Origin of the sequence: Arthrobacter ramosus, from assembly GCF_039535095.1 — a bacterium.
GTDB classification, from domain to species: Bacteria; Actinomycetota; Actinomycetes; order Actinomycetales; family Micrococcaceae; genus Arthrobacter; species Arthrobacter ramosus.
In genome coordinates, this window is sequence record NZ_BAAAWN010000001.1 from 2,756,683 (window position 1) to 2,775,532 (window position 18,850).

At 63.6% G+C, this 18,850-nt stretch carries 16 protein-coding genes and 3 pseudogenes; 11 read left to right on the forward strand and 8 right to left on the reverse strand.

Going from position 1 to position 18,850, the window contains the following annotated elements; translation table 11 throughout:
• Positions 1 to 243: 243 nt before the first annotated feature.
• The 9 genes and pseudogenes from ABD742_RS12785 to ABD742_RS24350 form a co-directional block, all read left to right on the forward strand.
• Positions 244 to 366 (forward strand): annotated as a pseudogene (locus ABD742_RS12785) (IS21-like element helper ATPase IstB); the annotation flags it as partial.
• A gap of 195 nt (positions 367 to 561) precedes the next feature.
• Positions 562 to 1,632, forward strand: coding sequence for a LacI family DNA-binding transcriptional regulator (locus tag ABD742_RS12790; RefSeq protein WP_234750542.1), 1,071 nt, complete (start codon positions 562 to 564; stop codon positions 1,630 to 1,632).
• A 78-nt stretch (positions 1,633 to 1,710) separates the two neighbouring features.
• On the forward strand, positions 1,711 to 3,387 hold the full coding sequence (locus ABD742_RS12795; protein WP_234750541.1) for an ABC transporter substrate-binding protein: 1,677 nt from the start codon (positions 1,711 to 1,713) through the stop codon (positions 3,385 to 3,387).
• 127 nt (positions 3,388 to 3,514) lie between these two features.
• Complete coding sequence (locus ABD742_RS12800) at positions 3,515 to 4,492, forward strand: ABC transporter permease (protein ID WP_234750540.1); 978 nt, start codon at positions 3,515 to 3,517, stop codon at positions 4,490 to 4,492.
• 10 nt (positions 4,493 to 4,502) lie between these two features.
• Positions 4,503 to 5,438, forward strand: coding sequence for an ABC transporter permease (locus ABD742_RS12805; protein ID WP_234750539.1), 936 nt, complete (start codon positions 4,503 to 4,505; stop codon positions 5,436 to 5,438).
• A complete protein-coding gene (locus ABD742_RS12810; protein WP_234750538.1) occupies positions 5,435 to 6,400 on the forward strand; it encodes an ABC transporter ATP-binding protein in 966 nt (321 codons plus the stop codon). Before ABD742_RS12805 ends, ABD742_RS12810 begins: the two co-directional genes overlap by 4 nt.
• Positions 6,397 to 7,467 (forward strand): ATP-binding cassette domain-containing protein, encoded by a 1,071-nt coding sequence (locus ABD742_RS12815; RefSeq protein ID WP_234750537.1) that lies wholly within the window; start codon positions 6,397 to 6,399, stop codon positions 7,465 to 7,467. The genes ABD742_RS12810 and ABD742_RS12815 overlap by 4 nt, the downstream gene beginning before the upstream one ends.
• The gene (locus tag ABD742_RS12820) at positions 7,464 to 9,020 is read left to right on the forward strand and encodes a glycoside hydrolase family 32 protein (protein WP_234750536.1); all 1,557 of its coding nucleotides are present in this window, start codon (positions 7,464 to 7,466) and stop codon (positions 9,018 to 9,020) included. Before ABD742_RS12815 ends, ABD742_RS12820 begins: the two co-directional genes overlap by 4 nt.
• A gap of 229 nt (positions 9,021 to 9,249) precedes the next feature.
• Positions 9,250 to 10,500 (forward strand): annotated as a pseudogene (locus ABD742_RS24350) (glycoside hydrolase family 32 protein).
• 1,204 nt (positions 10,501 to 11,704) lie between these two features.
• On the opposite strand, the gene ABD742_RS12840 reads toward ABD742_RS24350, so the two are convergent.
• The 8 genes and pseudogenes from ABD742_RS12840 to ABD742_RS12865 all read right to left on the reverse strand — a co-directional run bounded on the left by ABD742_RS12840 (position 11,705) and on the right by ABD742_RS12865 (position 17,935).
• Positions 11,705 to 12,361 (reverse strand): DUF3800 domain-containing protein, encoded by a 657-nt coding sequence (locus ABD742_RS12840; RefSeq protein ID WP_344788124.1) that lies wholly within the window; start codon positions 12,359 to 12,361, stop codon positions 11,705 to 11,707.
• 355 nt (positions 12,362 to 12,716) lie between these two features.
• Positions 12,717 to 13,970 carry an HIRAN domain-containing protein gene (locus tag ABD742_RS12845; RefSeq protein ID WP_234750531.1) on the reverse strand — a complete coding sequence of 418 codons (1,254 nt, stop codon included), beginning with the start codon at positions 13,968 to 13,970 and terminating at the stop codon, positions 12,717 to 12,719.
• Positions 13,971 to 14,189: 219 nt separating this feature from the next.
• Positions 14,190 to 14,369 (reverse strand): annotated as a pseudogene (locus ABD742_RS24355) (DUF4236 domain-containing protein); the annotation flags it as partial.
• A gap of 45 nt (positions 14,370 to 14,414) precedes the next feature.
• Positions 14,415 to 14,708 carry a DUF2255 family protein gene (locus tag ABD742_RS24360; protein WP_376940693.1) on the reverse strand — a complete coding sequence of 98 codons (294 nt, stop codon included), beginning with the start codon at positions 14,706 to 14,708 and terminating at the stop codon, positions 14,415 to 14,417.
• Between the two features lie 27 nt (positions 14,709 to 14,735).
• Entirely contained in the window at positions 14,736 to 15,593 is an 858-nt protein-coding gene (locus ABD742_RS12850) for an aldo/keto reductase (RefSeq protein WP_234750530.1), read from the reverse strand.
• The gene (locus ABD742_RS12855) at positions 15,590 to 16,024 is read right to left on the reverse strand and encodes a cupin domain-containing protein (protein WP_234750529.1); all 435 of its coding nucleotides are present in this window, start codon (positions 16,022 to 16,024) and stop codon (positions 15,590 to 15,592) included. The genes ABD742_RS12850 and ABD742_RS12855 overlap by 4 nt, the downstream gene beginning before the upstream one ends.
• Before the next feature lie 22 nt (positions 16,025 to 16,046).
• Positions 16,047 to 17,033, reverse strand: a complete 987-nt coding sequence (locus ABD742_RS12860) for an aldo/keto reductase (protein WP_234750528.1) — start codon at positions 17,031 to 17,033, stop codon at positions 16,047 to 16,049.
• Between the two features lie 2 nt (positions 17,034 to 17,035).
• Positions 17,036 to 17,935: a helix-turn-helix transcriptional regulator gene (locus tag ABD742_RS12865; RefSeq protein WP_234750527.1), complete on the reverse strand. Its 900-nt coding sequence runs from the start codon at positions 17,933 to 17,935 to the stop codon at positions 17,036 to 17,038.
• A 129-nt stretch (positions 17,936 to 18,064) separates the two neighbouring features.
• Between ABD742_RS12865 and ABD742_RS12870 the strand changes: the two genes are divergently transcribed.
• Both ABD742_RS12870 and ABD742_RS12875 read left to right on the forward strand, forming a co-directional pair.
• On the forward strand, positions 18,065 to 18,403 hold the full coding sequence (locus ABD742_RS12870; protein ID WP_234750526.1) for a carboxymuconolactone decarboxylase family protein: 339 nt from the start codon (positions 18,065 to 18,067) through the stop codon (positions 18,401 to 18,403).
• Positions 18,404 to 18,443: 40 nt separating this feature from the next.
• On the forward strand, positions 18,444 to 18,779 hold the full coding sequence (locus ABD742_RS12875; protein WP_344788129.1) for a hypothetical protein: 336 nt from the start codon (positions 18,444 to 18,446) through the stop codon (positions 18,777 to 18,779).
• Positions 18,780 to 18,850: the final 71 nt, after the last annotated feature.

Consider the following 18,850-nt stretch of genomic DNA (forward strand, 5'->3'; position numbering starts at 1 on the left):
AGGTAGTGCCGGTTGTCGCCCGGGCTGGTTCTGGTAGGGACTTGGTTGAATCAAATCCTGCGCGCGTTTTGCGCCAGAGTCGCCGGAACGTAGACAACGTTGTCGAGAGGGGAATCTACGACCTGTCCACCGGACAAGTCAACGGTTTCAAAGAAAACCCCGGGGCAGGATATGCGAACTAAATCGCCGGGCGGTGGGGAGCCGAGCAGGAGGCGACAACGATGTCGACCTGGGAGATCGGCCTTCACCGACCCGCGCCTCTGCGCGGCCATGATGGACCGGCTCACCTTCAACAGAACCGTCATCGAAACCGGGACCGACTCCTACCGCCTCGCCCACACCCTGGTCCAACAAGCGGCCAGCTAAGCCCCCACGAGGAAGTTCAAGGTGTGCCCGTGCGGGGCGGCATGCCGGTGGAAGACGTTGACAGCTACGAGGTAACGCGTGTAACCTCGCTCACAACGGCGCAGGTAACTCGCGTTACTAACCGGCAAACGCGGGACACCTCAGACCGAACCCTGGCGCAACACCCGGGACCAACGAAGACCACCGGAGCATTCAATGGCGAAAACCACGACCCCCCAGAAAGCCACGGCTGTGCGGCAGCGGGGTGTCACCATGAGTGATGTCGCCCGGCACGCCGGGGTCTCCCGTACAGCGGTCTCGTTCGTGCTGAGCAACCGCGAAAACGCCAGCATTTCTGAGGAAACGCGCACCCGCATCAACGACGCCGTGCAGGCTTTGGGTTACCGCCCGAACGCCGGAGCACGCGCACTGGCTTCCCAGCGCAGTGATTGGTACGGACTCGTCACCGAGATCGTGACGGCCCCGTTTGCGGTGGACATCATCAAGGGCGCCCAGGACCAGGCGTGGCTTGACCACCGGTTCCTGCTCATCGCGCCTTCCGACCAGGCCGATGCCGTAGGACCCAATCAAGGCCTGGAAGATGCAGCAACGGAAAAGCTGCTGGAACAACGAGTGGAAGGACTTTTGTACGCGGCAACCTACCACCGCGGTGTGCATGTTCCGGAAAGCGCCCACGAGGTTCCCACCGTCCTGATCAATTGTTTCGACGCGGACGGGAAGCTGCCCTCGATCGTCCCGGACGAGCGCGCGGGCGGCAGAGTCGCCGTCGAACGTTTGCTCCGGGCCGGCCACAGCAGGATCGGAGTCATCAACCTGGACCCGCACATTCCCGCGGCCGTCGGACGGTTGAAGGGTGCCCGCGAAGCACTCGCCGGCGCCGGGCTCGAACTGGATCCGGAGCTGGTGGTGTCCGGGCATGCGACGGCGGATGGAGGCTACGAGGCGGCCTGCGAAATCCTGGACCGCTATCCGAAAGATCAAAGGCCAACCGCCCTGTTCTGCCTCAATGACCGCATGGCGATGGGCGCTTACGACGCCATCAAGGAACGGGGACTGACCATCCCCGGAGACATCGCCGTGATCGGCTTCGACAACCAGGAACTGATTGCGGCCTACCTCAGGCCAAAGCTGACCACGGTTGCGTTGCCCTTCGAAAAAATGGGCGCACTGGGAGTCCAGACGCTCGCAGCTCTCACAGCAGGACAGCCGATCACTGCCGACCAGCAATTGGTCGACTGTCCGCTGCTAGAACGCTCTTCGGTCTGACCGTGAAATCAATGTCGAAGAGCAAACCCTTACCCACCCCTTCACCTTGCTGATGAAGATAGGAAAGAGATACCCATCATGACACAACCCCGATTCTTGAGGTCTGCCCGCATTGCAGCGGCCGGACTGGCTGTGGGTGCAATGCTGCTGACTGGCTGCGCTGCCACCGTCAACAAGTCCGCAGGCACCGACGCCGGAGCTAACGCGAACGCCTTCCTGACCATCCCGCGTGAGGACATGAGCACCTTCGACCGTAACTTCAACCCCTTCGCCCCCACAGTGAACCCCATGGTCCAGCAGGCCATCTACGAACCCCTGATGGTCTTCAACCCGGCCAAAGGCAACACCGTCCCCTGGCTGGGAGCCTCCTGGGACGCTGCCAAGGACGGCAAGTCCGTCGCCTTCACCCTGCGTGACGGCGTGAAGTGGTCCGACGGGCAGCCTTTCGTCGCCGATGACGTGGCCTACACCTTCCAGCTGCAGAAGAAGCTCAAGGGCGGCTTCGAGTACCTGGATTCCGTCACTCCGGCGGGCACCGACAAGGTGACATTCACCTTCAACAAGCCCTGGTCCCCCGCGCTCTATGAGATCGGGCAGCTCCCCATCCTCCCCAAGCACATCTGGTCATCCATCGCCGATCCGGCGAAGGACACCAACGCCAACCCCGTGGGAACCGGCCCCTACACCCAGGTGGACAGCTTCCAGTCCCAGTCCTTCGTGCTGAAGAAGAACCCGAACTACTGGCAGCCTGACAAGCAGAAGATCGCCGGCATCAAGATGCTGGCGATGTCCGGAAACGATGCCGCCAACCTGGCCAGCGTCAACGGCGATGTGGACTGGTCCACCCAGTTCATCCCGAACATCGAGAAGACCTTCATCGCAAAAGACAAGGACCACCGCCACTTCTGGTTCCCGCCGACGGGCGCCATGATCAACTGGCAGTTGAACACCAGCAAGGCGCCGTTCAACGACGCGACGGTCCGCAAGGCCCTGAGCATGGCGGTTGACCGTGACCAGGTCACCAAGATCGGCATGAGCGGGTACGCCACTCCGGCCGACTGCACAGGCCTCTCCGGCAACTACGCGAGCTGGAAGAACGCCGATGTGGCGAACAACTGCACTTGGACCAAGCTGAACGTCGACGAAGCGAACAAGATGCTCGACGCCGCCGGTTACCCCAAGGGCACGGACGGCAAGCGCACCCTCAAGGACGGCAAGCCTTTCGAGTTCAAGATCTCCGTGGGCGCCAGCTCCTCCGACTGGCTCTCCGTGGCCAACGTGATCTCCCAGAACCTCCAGGCCATCGGCGTGACCGCCAAGGTGGACTCCCCTGACTGGGCCTCCGTCGTCTCCGGCTACGAGCAGGGAACGTTCGACACCGGCATCGTCTGGAGCGCGAACGACCCCAGCCCGTTCAAATACTTCAGCTCCACCATGGGCACCTCCACCGTCAAGCCGGTGGGCGCCAAGGCCACCGAGAACTACCACCGTTTCGGCGATCCAAAGGCCGATGATCTCCTGCAGCAGTTCGCTGCTGCCGGCGACGAAGCCGCACAGAAGGGGATCGCGAACCAGCTTCAGGCAGAATACAACGCGGTGGCCCCGACGGTTCCGCTGTTCTCCGGCCCCGAATGGGGCGACTACACGGACGTTCACTTCACGGGATGGCCCACTCAGGACAACCCCTACGCAACGCTCTCTGACCGCTCCCCCACCACGGTCCTGGTCCTGACCACTCTGGAACCGCGCAAGTAGCCGGCGCCACTTCTCGGCCGGTGGCTGCCGTTGCCATATTCCGGTTCCCACCGGCCGAGAACCTTTTCATCTGTCCCGCCCGGGACCACTGTCGTCCCGGACCCCGCCTTTCCCGAACGGAGCAACCGTGCGCTTCATCCTGCGCCGCCTGGGTTTCTACCTGATCGCTTTCTGGGCCTCCATCACCCTGAACTTCCTGCTCCCGCGTTTCATGCCGGGAGACCCCGTCTCACGCATGTTCGCCCGTACCCAGGGCAAGATGCAGCCCGAACAGATCGAAGCCCTGCGCAAGATGCTCGGCGTGGATACGCGGCCGCTCTGGGAACAGTACGTCGACTACATGCACAACATCCTGACCGGCCAGATGGGTGTCTCCATCTCGCGTTTCCCCACCCCGGTCACCGAGGTCATCGCCAGCCAGATCGGCTGGACCCTTTTGCTGGGCGGAACCGCCCTGGTGTTCGCCGCCATCATCGGCAATCTCCTCGGCATCCTGGCCGCCTGGCGACGCGGCGGCGCGATCGACTCCGCCCTGCCGCCGCTCCTGATCTTCATTGGATCCTTCCCGTACTTCTGGCTGGCCATGGGAGCCCTGTACCTGTTCGGCGTAGTGCTGGGCTGGTTCCCGATCCGCCACGCTTTCACGGATGGACTGGAGCCCGCCTTCACCTGGGAGTTCATCGGCGACGTCGGCGCGCACCTTGTGCTCCCGGCGCTGACGATCGTCCTGGTGTCCATCGGGGGCTGGATGCTGGGCATGCGGAACACCATGATCGCCACGAACGCCGAGGACTACATCACCATGGCCGAGGCCAAGGGTCTCCGGCCGGGCCGCGTCATGCTCCGCTACGCGGCAAGGAACGCCATGCTCCCGTCGGTCACGAGCTTCGGCATGAGCCTGGGCTTCGTGGTGGGTGGTGCAATGCTCACCGAGGTGGTGTTCGCGTATCCCGGCGTCGGCTACCAACTCCTCAACGCCGTCCAAGGCCTCGACTACCCGCTTATGCAGGGCCTGTTCCTGACCATCACCGCCGCCGTGCTGCTGGCCAACTTCCTGGTGGACATCCTCTACGTCCGCCTCGACCCGCGTGTGCGCAGCAACTGAGGGACCCATCATGACAACCGCAATTCTTAAGCAGCCCACTGAGCCCACTGAGCCCACAGCTGCCCGCAAGCCCAACCGCAGTTTCGTCCACGGACTTATCACCAACAAGAAGGCCCTGGTGGGCATCATCGTGATGCTCGTGTTCATCGCGCTTGCGTTCCTGGCCCCCGTGCTGTTCCCCGGAGACCCGTCGCGGATCACCGCGATGGCCTCGCTGGAACCGTCTCCCGAGCACTGGCTCGGCACCACGGCCAAAGGTCAGGACGTGCTGGCCCTGACTGTCCATGGCTCCCGCAGTTCCCTGTTCGTCGGGTTGACTGTGGGCTTCGCATCCACCTTCATCGGCATTTTGGTGGGCCTGGCGTCGGCGTACTTCGGCAAGTTCATTGACGAAGCACTGTCCCTGGTGACCAACGTCTTCCTGCTCCTGCCCGGACTCCCGCTCCTTGTCATCCTGGCAGCTTTCCTGCCGCCGGGATTGGGAACCGTGATCCTGGTGCTCGTGGTCACCGGCTGGGCCGGGTCGGCACGTGTATTGCGCTCCCAGGCGTTGTCCATCCGCTCAAAGGACTTCGTGGCCGCGGCCGTGGTGTCCGGCGAACGGGCGGGCCGCATCATGTTCCGGGAAATCCTCCCGAACATGGCATCGATCGTCATGGGAACCCTGCTCGGCTGCGTGATTTACGGCATCGGCGCCCAGGCAGGCCTGGAATTCCTTGGCCTGGGCGACGTGAGCACCGTTTCCTGGGGCAACAACCTCTTCTGGGCCGGCAACGAGGGCGCCCTCCTGACCGGCAGCTGGTGGGTCTTCGTTCCCTCGGGTGTCTGCATCGCGCTGGTCGCGTTCGCACTGGCCCTCATCAACTATGCCGTGGACGAGGTCACTAATCCGCGGCTACGGAAGATCAAAAACCCAAAGAATACCGAAAGGAGCGCCGCCAAGTGACAGTCTCCCAAGTTTGCTTCGGCTCCCATGAGCCCGTCCTGGACGTCAAGAACCTCAGCGTCAAGTACATCGGCGACACCCGCTCCACCACCGCCGTCGACCGTGTTTCCTTCAGCATCGGCACCGGTGAAGTGTTCGGGCTGGCGGGCGAGTCCGGCTGTGGGAAGTCCACCATCGCCAACTCGATCATGCGCCTCCTCAAGGATCCTGCGAAGATCGCCGGCGGCAGCATCTCCTTCGGCGGCAAGGATGTCCTGGCCATGAGCCCGGAGGAACTGCGGGGCTTCCGCTGGCAGGACGTCGCTATGGTCTTCCAATCGGCCATGAACTCGCTCAACCCTGTGCTCACCATCGGCGAGCAGATCGTGGACATCTTCACCACACACGCCGGCTACTCCCGCAAGGAATCCCTCCGACGCGCGGGCCAGCTGCTGGAACTTGTCAGGATCGACCCCGCTCGACTCAAGTCCTACCCGCACCAGCTTTCGGGCGGCATGCGCCAGCGTGCGGTGATCGCGATGGCCGTAGCGCTCAAGCCGTCGCTGCTGATCCTCGACGAACCCACCACGGCCCTGGACGTGGTGGTCCAGCAGGAAATCATGGCCCAAATCAAGGAACTCCAACGCGAACTGGGATTCTCCGTCCTCTTCATCACCCACGACATGTCCCTCATGGTGGAGCTCTCGCACCGCATGGCCGTGATGTACGGAGGCCGGATCGTGGAGACCGCGAAAGCCCAGGACGTCTACGCCAACCCCCGCCACCCCTACACTCAGGCCCTCATGGGTGCGTTCCCGCCGCTCACCGGTCCGCGGGTTCCGCTGACCGGACTGCCCGACGGCGTGAAGTTCCGAAACATCCCGGACCTCAGCCAAGCAGCACCCGGCCATTTCGTGGCACCGGTCAGTACCGACGCTTCAGCGGCTGATGACACCGCCATCATGGAAGGAGCCGCACGATGAGCCACGCTGTGCTGTCATCCCGGCGCCCCTCCGCCGACACAGAAGGTACGGCCCTCGAGGTCCGCGGACTAGGAAAGTCTTTCCCTATAGGTGGTTTGTTCTCCCGGGAGTCCGTCCGGGCCCTGCACGGGGTAGACCTGACCATTGGCCGCGGAGAAATCGTGGCCCTCGTGGGAGAGTCCGGGTCGGGTAAGAGCACCCTGGCCCGGTGCGTTGCCCGGCTGGAACGACCGAGCTCCGGCGCGATCCTGATCGACGGCGTCGACGTCCTCAAGCGCGACCGCTTCCAGGCATCACGCGCCTTCCGCTCCCAACTGCAGATGGTCTTCCAGGATCCCTTCGGCTCGCTGAATCCTGCCCACAGAGTGGAGCATTTCCTCCGGAGGTCGCTAGCGATCCACCGGAAGGGCGGCAGCTCCGAGACCGAGACACAGCAGCGACTCGAGGAGCTTATGACCACCGTAGGCCTGCAGGCCGACATGCTGAACTCCTACCCGCACGAGCTCTCCGGCGGGCAGCGCCAGCGAGTCGCGATCGCCCGGGCCCTCGCCGTGGAACCACAAGTCATCCTCGCTGACGAACCCACCTCCATGCTGGATGTTTCGGTCCGGATCGGCGTGCTGAACCTGATGCGCAAACTCCGCGATGAGCAGGGAATCTCCATGCTCTACATCACACACGACCTCGCTTCGGCCCGATACCTCGCGGACCGGACGGCCGTCATGTTCGCCGGTGAGCTCGTTGAAGAGGGCGAGTCCTTGGACCTCCTGGCCAACCCGGCCCACCCGTACACGCAACTGCTGGTCTCAGCCGTCCCGGATCCGGCCAGGGCGGGCTCCTACGATCCCGTCCGCCGGGCCGAGCTTCGGCAGGCTGTGATGGCTTCGACCACCTGCGCTTTCGACGGCGACCCAAACCAGGCCTGCTCGGCCGAGGAACCCGTTCGCCACGGCGTGGGCGACCCTGAAAACCTCCACTGGGTGCGCTGCCACCTCTACCGCCCGCAGGCTGGAGCCGGCGGCCACGCCCTGGCAACTGAACCTACCGACAACAAGGCCTCCGCATGACAGAATCGACGCACCCGCTCGCCACCGTCCCCCAGGACGAACTGATTGCCCGCGCCGATGCAGACCCCCTTCGGCCGCGCTTCCATTTCGTATCCCCGGCCGGTTGGCTGAACGACCCCAACGGCGTGAGCCACTGGAACGGCACCTATCACCTCTTCTACCAGTACAACCCCGAAGGCGCTTTCCACCACCGCATCCAGTGGGGCCACGCCACCAGCACCGACCTCGTCCACTGGACGGACCAGCCGGTGGCACTGGAACCGTCCACAGGTCCGGACGCCGACGGCTGCTGGTCGGGGGTGTTGGTGAACGACGGCGGCACGCCCACCTTGGTGTACTCGGGCCGGCTGGGCGAGAAGGAGTTGCCCTGCGTTGCCGTGGGCTCCGCAGACCTGCTGAGCTGGAGCAAAATTCCTCAGAACCCGGTCATCGCAGCCCCGCCGGCCGGCGTGGAGATCACGGCGTATCGCGATCACTGCGTTTGGCGCGAGGGTTCCATCTGGCGGCAGTTGGTGGGATCGGGCATTCGTGGGCGCGGCGGCACTGCGTTCCTGTACGAGTCCGGCGACCTGCGCTCCTGGGAATACGTCGGGCCGCTGTTCATCGGCGACGCCTCCCAGGGCGATCCTGCCGATACCGACTGGACCGGGACCATGTGGGAATGCGTTGACCTGTTCCGGGCAGGCGGGGGCTCGTTAGGTACGGTTCGTACTCCTGCTGACGCGCCCGACGTGCTGGTCTTTTCCGCATGGGACGACGGCGACACCAGACACCCGCTGTACTGGACCGGTCGCTATTCGGAAAACTCCTTCGAGCCTGCCGGGCTGCATCGGCTCGACTACGGAGGACGGTTCTTCTACGCGCCGCAGTCCTTCCGGGATCAGTCCGGCCGACGCATCATGTTTGGCTGGCTTCAGGAGGGCCGCAGCAATGCCGCCATGGTGGAGGCCGGATGGTCGGGCGTCATGAGCTTGCCGCGCGTCACCACCCTGGCCGATGACGGGACCCTCCGTTTCGCACCCGTGCCCGAAATCGAGAAGCTGCGCCGGGACCACGTCGGCCTGCCGGAACAGGAATTGGTGCCCGGGGCACCTGTGCCAACCTGGGTGTCCGGCAACCAACTGGACCTCGAACTGGATGTTCAGCTCGAGCCTGGTGCTCTGCTGCGGCTGGGCTTGCTTGGATCGGCTGACAATGGTGCCTCCGACAGTTCCAGGGAGGAAACAGTGATCGAGCTATGCCGGACCACCGAAGGCGGCAGCCAAGGCACACTCCGCCTCGACCGTACTCAGAGCAGCCTCGATCCAACCGTTGATGTCGACGACAAGTCCGGACCGCTCCCGATGCCCGACGGCCGGGTGCACCTACGCGTTCTGGTGGACCGGTCCGCCGTCGAGATTTTCGCCAACGGCAAGCCGCTCACCGCCCGCGTTTACCCGACCCTGGCCGGTGAGCACGTGAGCATCGCCGCCGAGGGCACCGTGAGGCTGCTCTCCTTCGATGCTTGGACCATGGCCGAGATCTTTGGAGGAGCTCGGAACCTTTTCCCCTAACTCAGTCCGCCCTCTCCGGCCTTTGGAGTCATCTCGCAATCGCTCTGTTACCTAAGACATCCAGCTCATGGCCGGGGGATCCCGCCGCGAAGCGGACGTACGACCGATACAAGAGCAACTGCTAACCCCAGCATCCGTCCAGCCGCCGAACAGCGCCCCGCGCCGTTCGCCGGCTGGATGGCCGCCCCACCCTTCCTCAGGAAGACGAAATGAAACGAGACTTTGATTCATGACCGCGGTAGCCGCGCACACACGTGAAGCGTCCCGGCCGACAGTGCATTACGCCACCAAAAACACCTGGCTCATTGACCCCAACGGCCTCATCTACTACGCGGGTAGTTACCACCTCTACTACCAGAACAACCCGTTCGGGAATGTCCCGGGAAACATGTCCTGGGGGCACGCCACCTCCACGAACCTCTTCACGTGGACAGAACAACCCGTCGCCATTGCCTGCGACGAAAACGAGGACATCTACTCCGGCAGCGTCGTCTACGACCAGCACAACACCAGCGGACTGGGTGACGAAACTGCTGCACCCCTGGTCGCGATCTACACAAGTGCCTACAAAGAGAAATCACAGCACGCCGGCCGTCGTGATGTACCGCTCTGATGACCTCAAGAGCCGGGAATACCTCAGCAGTTTCGGGCCCGCCAACGCCACCGGCGGAGTCTGGGAATGCCCCGACCTGTTCCCGCTTCCACTTGACGGGAACGAGGACCTGATCCGATGGGTCCTGACCGTTAACCTCAATCCCGGCGGCCCAAACGGAGGATCTGCGGGACAGTACTTCGTTGGCGAATTCGACGGCGTGACGTTCAGGTCCGAAACCACGGTCACTGAAGGCGACCAGGATCCGGCGCGCTTGACCGAATATCACTGGCTCGACTGGGGCCGGGACTACTACGCTGCCGTTTCCTTCAGCAACCTTCCCGTGGCGAAGCCCCATGTCGCTTGTACGCGAGGTCTCGCTGGTCACTTCTGAAGGGGCACCGCACCTCAGCCAGCAGGCAGTGATTGACCCCGCAGCGCTTACCCGCACAGTTGCCCACACAGAGCTCGACGTCGATGGCATCCGTTCCGTGGCAGGCGGGGGGAGCCGTGCAACTCATCGAGGTAACGTTTGTGCCCGGTTCCGCAGATGAAGTTGGCCTCGTGATCCGCGGCAACGGCAACGAAGGTACAAGGATCGGCATCCGTCGGGGTGACGGCAGACTGCTCGGGGATCGAACGGTCTCGGGCAACACGGCGTTCCACAGCGCCTTTGCATCGATCGACACCGCGCCCCTGCGTGCCGTGGATGGGGCGTATAACCTTCGTATTTTCGTTGATCACTGCTCTGTGGAGATCTTCGCCCAAGACGGAGTAGTTACCCTCACCGAACTGATCTTCCCGGACCCCTCCAGCACCGGTGTGTCGCTGTACACCACCGGAGGAACCGCAAAGGTCGCTTCCCTCAGGCTCACCACCCTCGCCTGACCATGGCTACCCAACCGCCGGATGATTTCAGACCCACCCAATCAACGCGACGGGCGGACGACGGCGGCCCAGCTTGCCTGCCAGGGACTCGCATGAAATAGAGAGTCCCTGGCGCGCGATGGGTTTGAACGCCTTGCCGCTGCCCGGCAGTCGCTACCGCCGCCGTGGCGCACCGGGTTGTGGCACTCAGAGATCATCGACGAGACCACCGCAGGGATCGGCAGCCCCCCTGATGCTGCGGATTGTCGGCCGCTCCAAGCGGACAACCATAGGCACTTCCATAAAGCAGACGTAAGTGTGGACACTGTCCACACCCCCTTTGGCAGGACAAAAAGGGTCTGGCACAGCACCCCCTACGACCGGGAAGTAGCTCTCCAAGAAACGTCCGCGCCAAAGCAGGTTTCATCATGTCGTCCCCCGGACCCTGAACCATGAACTGGTGTTGGCCATCCACGACCAGACCGAACCGGAACGAGGAACCGCGCAACCCCACCCCAGAGCAGGCCGAGGGCCCACCAGCCAGGACCCTAAACGCCACCCACATACCTTCATAGGCCACCGCGGCGGCCAGGCCACGGCCGCGAACCAGCGTCAGAGGCACCTGACCACAAGCTTTGTACACACGTTAAAGCAAAAACCCCTCTGGCGGGGGGTTATGCCATGCCCGACGTGGGACTCGAACCGGCTTCCAAGCCCCGGAAACACTGGGAACTCCAGAAAACATGGCCAGTACGACCCAGTCCGGCCCCGGTACGGCCCAGTCCGACAGCAAGAGTGTGCACATTGTGCACACCCCCTTTTTGCCGCCGCGGACGACGCTCGAACCCCACTCCATGCGCAGGCCGGTCACCTTCGTTCAATCTCATGGACCATCCGCATAACCGGCCGACTTGACGGTCTGGAAACAACGTCATCAACGGATCACCTCCTTCGAGCATTCATCGACACGGCCCCGAAACACCCCATGACCGGCGCCGCGAAAGATTTCCCGACCAAGGAATCAGACGGACTATGAATCACGGGAGCCGCAATCTTTGCTCCGCAGCCCCGCCTCCATGGAAGGGATTTGCACCAAGACGCCCGCCGGGAGTGACCAGCACCCTTGATACGGAGGGTGCGGCAAGATGACATCGTCTGTATACTTGTAGCTGCGGACCCGCCCTGTGAACACAGGTCAACGGGTCTAGCTTCTTTAACGCTGATATCAGACCGCCCGCGGACCACCAAGAACGTCGCGTCCCATCAGCCGCGGATACCAAGGCCAAGAGAACTCCTTGCCTTCATGCTGCAAGAGATGCTGGTAACCGGCATGGGCCGTGATGTCGGCAAGTTGCACCCACTGGCTGCGATGGGAATGCTGGAAGACCGGGTCTTCGATCAAGGACCGAGTGGCCAAGGACAGACTCCGGTGCGCCGAGACATAGGAATCATCGCTGCCGTCCCCGTCCATGACCAAAATGCCCAGCTCCCCCGCCGCGGACAACCGTGCATCTATCAGCCGGACGAGCTCACCATAGACGCGGGCACGCTCCTTAGCGAAATGGCCCCGACGAAGAGTTGTCTGAGAATAGACAGTGCCAATACCGGCCCACGAGCAGCCCTCCAGGAACTGAACGAAATCGTCGATGACGAGAGAGCGGTTGACCTTCCTGCGGTTCCAGTCCGGATCCAAGGACGGATTACCCCGGCCATTTGCGAACTTCGTGGCATGCAGCTCATACAACGGCGGGATACGGTGCTCCGCAATCAACGACTTGCGCCAGTCAAGCACCTGACGCAAACCCGGCTTCCAATCCCCCACCCGGAACTCGATCCAGCTGAACGTAGCAAAGCCTGTCACTTCAGCCCCCGAGTCGTCCACGTAAAAAGGCGAAGGGGTGTCGAAGTCATGCAACGAGCTTACCGACCGCCGCCCACGGAAAAACCCGCGGCGCCCCGGCCGCACCTTCGGCTTCAAGAAACACGATCGGGCAGCACCTCCATCCGCCGAGTCGACTGACGAGCGCAAACAGTTGCCGCCATGGAGCGCCGCTGCCGTTACCGCACTTCCCCTCCTCGCACCAGCCATGGTTACAACGGCCGGATCCGGAACCAGAGGTCATCAGCGGCAGGCCTGAACGAATGCCGTAACGCTGCCAGCAAGGCCCCGGGAGGGCGCATGAGCCAAGCCACGTCAACGGCCCCTTCCGTTGGATCGGGCCTGTCCGGGGTGTCTCCTATGTGGCGTAAGCGGGTGGGACCTCATATCCCGCCGCCCGTGGGAGGAGCCTTGGGGCGGGGTGCGGCCCGTCCGATAGCCAGTCGTTGCTGATCTCGGCGGCCTTGGCGGCGTGCAGAACGAGCCGGGCAGCGAGGGCAGAACCGGTGATTCTTGCGTAAGCGAGGGCGGTTTCCCCGACAGTCTCGGTGTGCTCTAGAAGCGGCAACAGATGTGCGGACGTGACGTTGCTGAGCTCGCCAACGCGTTCGCCGTCCAGCCGCACTTCGACAAATGGACGCTCCGTACCGTTCTTGAGAGTGCGCGTCACCTTGTGGAGGCTGACCAGTAGGAGGCCGACCCCTTCAGGCGGCACGTGGTTGCAAAGGATGTCGAAATGCTTCTCTTCCTTCAGGACTTGAATCGCAGATCCCCACGGGACAAGAGTGCTGACGCCCGCCGGGGGTTCGTTGAGCGGGGCGATCAGCCCCGGCTCCGGCAGGGCGACTGTGACCCGGGCTTGGAGCCCGTCGCCGCCGTCGTACGCCCAGATCCGCGCCGTCGTAGCCGCAGCGAGCCCACTGGCAATAATTCTCCTGACAGGTTGCGCGTAGCGGATCGCGTCTTCGCGACTGAGATAGCCCAGGACCTGGTTCCGCCACCGGACGCTGATGGCATTCACGTCGTAGGGGTTATCCGGTTCGGCCACAAGTTCGACCTGGACGCCTTCAGCTTCGCTGTCGCTCCGTAGAGCGGTCGGCGCTTTACTGGCGCGGAGCGCGGCTTTGATCGCCGGACTGTACGCATGCTCGCCCACGACTTCGACGTTCGGCCATTCCGAACGGCCGAGCGACACGCGGTACAGCTGGCTTGAAGAAACGGGCCGGATGACTGGCGAAACTGGTGTCTGCCCTTCAACAGCGAGGTGGTGTGGCGCGGACTGATGCGCCGGCTCCGCAATAAGGGAACCGGGACCTACGATTCGTTGCCCGCCGATGACTGGCCTCGACACCCAGGTCGCGTCCTCCGAGGCCTGCCTGTCACGGCGCCGCTTCCGCAACAGGAACATCAGCCCAACGATCCCCGCGGCCAGCAGGAACCCTGCGGGCGAGGATACCGTCACAATCAGCACCAGCATCCCGAACAAAGTCCACTGCGCATACGTCCCGGCATTCTCCAGCCCCGGAACGCCGCGGCCGCCGGCGGTCAGTTTGGCCGGTCTCTGACCGACACGTTCCAGGACCCGTGCGGCCTGTCCCAAGGTCAGGTGCATCAGGCTCGGGCGCTTTCCCGTTGCCCGTGCAACGGCCGCGCGAACGAAATTACGCTGAAACTTCGACGCCGGGGCTGTCCCATCGGCTGCTAGGAGTTCCCTCCAGGCCTCATCGCTAATGATCTGACGCACGACTTGGCGACGAGTCGGTTGAGACGCCGGAGCGGCGGACCTCCGTGTCGACCTGTGGTTTGAGTTGGTAGTCACATACGAGACTCCCGTTCCAGGGATTCTGACCGCGCTCGTCGTACGGCCTGTGGTCGACTTCGTCACCCGGAACGGACCTGCTCCAACGCTCGCGCTCACCCCGCGCTTGGACGCCGTGATCCTCACAGGCCCGAAGCTCTTCGACTTGCGGTAACGGAACGCCACTGCGCACCCCCCAAAATAGGAAATCACGAGGAAGCAGTTGTCCTCGTACGGGAAATTCTAAACTCCAGGGAGTCATGAATGCGGGTCATTCGAACTGAATGAGACCCACGGGAGTTGGGCGACTTCGTTTTCGACGCCGGACTGCCCAGCTCGACCCGAGGTCGGGAACGCTACCTCGGGTCGACGCGCACGGTGGCCGGGAGTCCTCGTTGAGATGATCGGCGGTAGATACGGGCTTCCTGGGATGCAGCCGGCGCAGATCCGCCCAGCCCTTTGCGTCATCGGTGAGCTGTGCCAGCCGGAAACGGTCCCGTTGTACGCGCGGACGTACACGTCATCGTCGATGACAGCTGCTGCGGGGTCCACGCGGTCATGCTGCTTCGTCCTCCTTTGTCATTTGCCGCTGTATACCGGGAAAGCGGTGTGCTCACCGTAGTCCATGTATTGCAGCTCGCGTAGGGCGGCCATGTCGTCATCGGCGATCACGAAATCGACTTCGGCGTTGGAACGCATGTGCTCGGGGTTGACGGTCTTCGGCAGCGACACCGTGCCCAGCTGCAGCGTGTACCGGATGCACAGCTGTGGCACCGTTACCCCGTACTTCCCGGCCATCGCCCGGACCTCGGCGTTCTTCAGGATCTCCCCGTGCGCGATCGGCGAGTACGCCTGGACGATGATCCCCTTGCTCTCACAGTAGGCCAGCAACGCTGCCGGGGTGTTGCCCGCGTGGACGAGCAGTTGGTTCACGTGCGGGACAACCGTCGCGGTGGGCAGGATGTTCTCCAGGTCGGATTTAAGGAAGTTTGACACCCCGATGGAACGGACCTTGCCGGCTTGGTAGGCGTCCTCCAGGGCCCTCCACGCCTGACGGTTACCTTCGGCGTAGTCACCGCCACGGAAGTCGTTCCAGGGTTGCGGGCTGTGGATGAGCATCAGGTCGATGTACCCGAGCCCGAGTTTCTCCATGGACCCGTCGATCGCGGTGGCCGCGCCGTCGTAGTCCTTGATCTCGGCAGCCAGCTTGGTTGAGACGAACAGCTCGTCCCGGGGGACGCCGGAGGTACGCACGCCCTCACCGACGCCGCGCTCGTTGCCATAGGCCTGGGCGGTGTCGATGTTCCGGTAACCGATCTCCACCGCGGCACGGACCGCGGCAGCTGCCTTGTCGTCGTCGATGAACCAGGTGCCCAGGCCGAGCTTGGGAATCTCGACCCCGTTGGCCAGGTTGTAGCTCTCGTTCAGGATGCTCATGCCTTCTCTCCGTTCTTCTGCAGTTCTCCGTACACCTCGTCGGTGACGGGCTCGAGCCATTCGTTGCTGACGTTCTCGCCCGGGGTGATGAAGGCCAGGTGGGAGAACCACGAGTCGACCTTCGCGCCGTGCCAGTGTTTCGTCCCGGCCGGGACGTGGATCACCGTTCCCGGCTCCAGGCTGACGGGGTCCTGGCCCTCGGCCTGGTACCAGCCGCTGCCCGCCGTGCAGAGCAGGATCTGGTCACCGCCGCCATCGGTGCCGTGGTGGATGTGCCAGTTGTTGCGGCATCCCGGCTCGAAGGAGACGTTGTTGACGGGAACCTTCCCGCCAGCGAGCGGGGCCAGGTAGCTCTGGCCGATGAAGTACTGCGCGAAGGCGTCGTTCTTCGCCCCGAGCGGGAAGATCTGCTTGAAGTTGTTGTCGGTCATTCTTCTTTTCCTTTTGTCGTGATCAGTGGTTGACGTACGCCATGTGCTCGGGGTTGTAGCGGTCGCCGCGTATTCCGATGCGCTGGGCGAGGCTGTCGAGGTCGGACCGCTCGTCCGCGGAGAGGGCGAGCTGGGTGGCCGCCGCGTTCTCCCGGATGCGCTCGGTACGTCGAGTGCCGGGAATCGGTACGATCCACGGCTGCTGCGCCAGCAACCAGGCCAAGGCGATCTGGCCCGGCGTCGAGCCCTTTGCCTCGGCCAGGCTCTTGACGTGGTCAACGAGTTTCTCGTTCACGGCGAGATTCTCCGCCTGGAACCGCGGAACACGCCGACGGATGTCGCCCTCGGTGAAGGCGGTGGATGCGTCGACGGTGCCGGTAAGGAAGCCCTTGCCGAGCGGGCTGAACGGTACGAATCCGATGCCGAGCTCCGCCAGGGTCGGCAGCACCTCTGCCTCGGGATCCCGTGTCCAGAGCGAGTACTCGCTCTGGACCGCGGTGACCGGTTGGACGGAATGAGCGCGGCGGATGGTGGCGGCGGAGGACTCGGAGAGGCCGAAGTGCTTCACCTTGCCTTCGGCGATCAGCTCACCGACAGCACCGGCGACATCCTCAATCGGAACCTCGGGATCGACGCGGTGCTGATAGAACAAGTCGATCACGTCCGTACGCAACCGTTTCAGCGACGCCTCGGCGACGCGCCGGATCTGCTCGGGCCGGCTGTCCAAGCCGACCATCCGGCCGTCCCGGATGTCCCAGCCGAACTTGGTGGCCATCACCACCCGGTCGCGGATCGGTTCAAGCGCCTCACCGACGAGCTCCTCGTTGACGTACGGCCCGTAGACCTCTGCCGTGTCGAAAAATGTCACGCCCTGGTCGACGGCCGAGCGCAGCACAGAAATCATCTCGTCGCGATCGCCGGGGTTGGGTCCGTAGCTCTGGGACATACCCATTGCGCCGAGCCCGATCGCGGAGACCTCGAGGCCCTGGCCAAGTGTTCTGATGTGCATGATCAGTCCTTCGTAGTAGTCGTAATGTCATCGAGGACGTGGCGCGACAGCGACGCGGTCACAGTGGCGGCGAGGCTCGCCAACAGCTGGAGCCGCTGCTCGCTCGGCGAACCGGACTCAGCGGTGTAAATGAGGAACGAAAGCCCCGGTTCGGCAGTCAGCTCCAAACCCTCATACGTCAGGGTGAGGTCGCCGACCTCGTGATGGTGAAAATCCTTCGTACCCGAGCCATGGCGGCGGACGTTGTGCGCCCCCCACCGCGCACGGAACGCATCGCTGCAGGTGGAGAGTTCACCGACAAGGTCATGCAACTGCTTGTCACGAGGATCATGACCCGCTTCGGTGCGCAAGATCGCCACGGTGACGACTGCGGCCCCCTCCCAGTCCGGGTAGAAGGACTTGGCGCGCTCGTCAAGGAAGCAATACCGGGCGAGGTTCCCCTGCCCGGGCCCGTCGAAGACTTCATCGTAGAACGCGCGGCCCAGGGCATTGGTCGCCAGGATGTCCATCCGCCCGTTGCGTACGAATGCCGGGCCGTTCACGATGACGTCCAGCGCACGGGTCAGGCTATCCCGGGCCACCCACGTCTTCGGCTTGCGCCGGCGCAAGGGCTGCGCGCCCCTGTTTGCCGCTCGCGCGAGATCAAAAAGGTGCTCGCGCTCGGCATCGTCCAGCTGCAGAGCTCGCGCAACCGACTCCAGCACAGAGTCTGACACTCCTAGGAGGTTCCCCCGCTCGATCTTGGCGTAATACTCCGGGCTCACGTCCGCGAGCATCGCGACCTCGCCCCGCCTCAAGCCCGCCACGCGACGGTGCCCCGAGACCGCCAGTCCGGCCTGCTCGGGGCTGAGATTCGCCCGACGGGACATGAGGAACTCCCGTGCTTCGTCTCTGGTATCCATGCAGACAACGTTATTTCGGCGTCCGCTTCGGAGGGAGTCCCCACTGGTACACCCTTCACTGGAGACTCCCTCCCCTGCCGCCTTTGCGATGGACTGGACTCGTCCAATCAACGACGAAGGAGTAAGACCATGAGCACCAAAGAGCAGAACACCGGCTGGAGCGGTGGGAAGAACGCCTTCGGCGACTTCGCGCCCGGAATGGTCCACTACACCGACAAAGTCCTCTTCGACGAGGTCTGGGAACGCACGGACCTGAACAAGCGCGACCGCAGCCTGATCACCGTCGCGGCGCTGACCGCCCTGGGCAAGATGGACCACCTGAAATTCCACCTCGGCTTCGCCCGCCAGAACGGAGTCACCGCGGACGAGCTGAAGGAGGCCCTCCTGCACCTGGCGTTCTACTCCGGTTGGCCCAGCGGCATGGGCGCGATGAGCGTTTTGGAGGGCATCATCGAGGAAGAGAACTGAGCATTTACAGCTGTTTGGTACGACCAAGCTGACCCGTTGGGTGGCGGTCTGGATCGAGACACTTGACGGCGTGATCTGGGCACCAGGGGATTCGCGGCTGATCCGCGAACACCACCTGACCATGCCGCCACCCTACGCGCTGTTGTTCGACTTCTCGGACAGCGAGTGCCACTTCACCTTTGACGGCGCGGTCGAGATGGCCAATGGTTACCCCGACGCAAATCTGCTCCTGCACCATTGGGGCAGTGTCGACTCCCCCGATTTCCCCCCGTTCAACGCGGACCCAGACACACTCCGGGACGCAGTGGTCAAGCCCAAGCGTATCCGTATGCTCGCACCGGGCGAGCCCTTCCGGCTGGGCGGCGCGTCCGCGTAGGCGCGACTCGACCAGCGGTTGACGAAACGAGGTGGGCGGCCGTGACGGTCGCCGCTGCCCTTTCTGGGCTC

Bases quoted from the DNA above. Each gene is read 5' to 3' on its own strand.
- ABD742_RS12855 (WP_234750529.1), bottom strand. From the start codon at position 16,024: ATGACCGACAACAACTTCAAGCAGATCTTCCCGCTCGGGGCGAAGAAC.
- ABD742_RS12790 (WP_234750542.1), top strand. From the start codon at position 562: ATGGCGAAAACCACGACCCCCCAGAAAGCCACGGCTGTGCGGCAGCGG.
- ABD742_RS12845 (WP_234750531.1), bottom strand. From the start codon at position 13,970: ATGCACCTGACCTTGGGACAGGCCGCACGGGTCCTGGAACGTGTCGGT.
- ABD742_RS12860 (WP_234750528.1), bottom strand. From the start codon at position 17,033: ATGCACATCAGAACACTTGGCCAGGGCCTCGAGGTCTCCGCGATCGGG.
- ABD742_RS12870 (WP_234750526.1), top strand. From the start codon at position 18,065: ATGAGCACCAAAGAGCAGAACACCGGCTGGAGCGGTGGGAAGAACGCC.
- ABD742_RS12815 (WP_234750537.1), top strand. From the start codon at position 6,397: ATGAGCCACGCTGTGCTGTCATCCCGGCGCCCCTCCGCCGACACAGAA.
- ABD742_RS12850 (WP_234750530.1), bottom strand. From the start codon at position 15,593: ATGAGCATCCTGAACGAGAGCTACAACCTGGCCAACGGGGTCGAGATT.
- ABD742_RS12820 (WP_234750536.1), top strand. From the start codon at position 7,464: ATGACAGAATCGACGCACCCGCTCGCCACCGTCCCCCAGGACGAACTG.
- ABD742_RS12795 (WP_234750541.1), top strand. From the start codon at position 1,711: ATGACACAACCCCGATTCTTGAGGTCTGCCCGCATTGCAGCGGCCGGA.
- ABD742_RS12865 (WP_234750527.1), bottom strand. From the start codon at position 17,935: ATGGATACCAGAGACGAAGCACGGGAGTTCCTCATGTCCCGTCGGGCG.
- ABD742_RS12805 (WP_234750539.1), top strand. From the start codon at position 4,503: ATGACAACCGCAATTCTTAAGCAGCCCACTGAGCCCACTGAGCCCACA.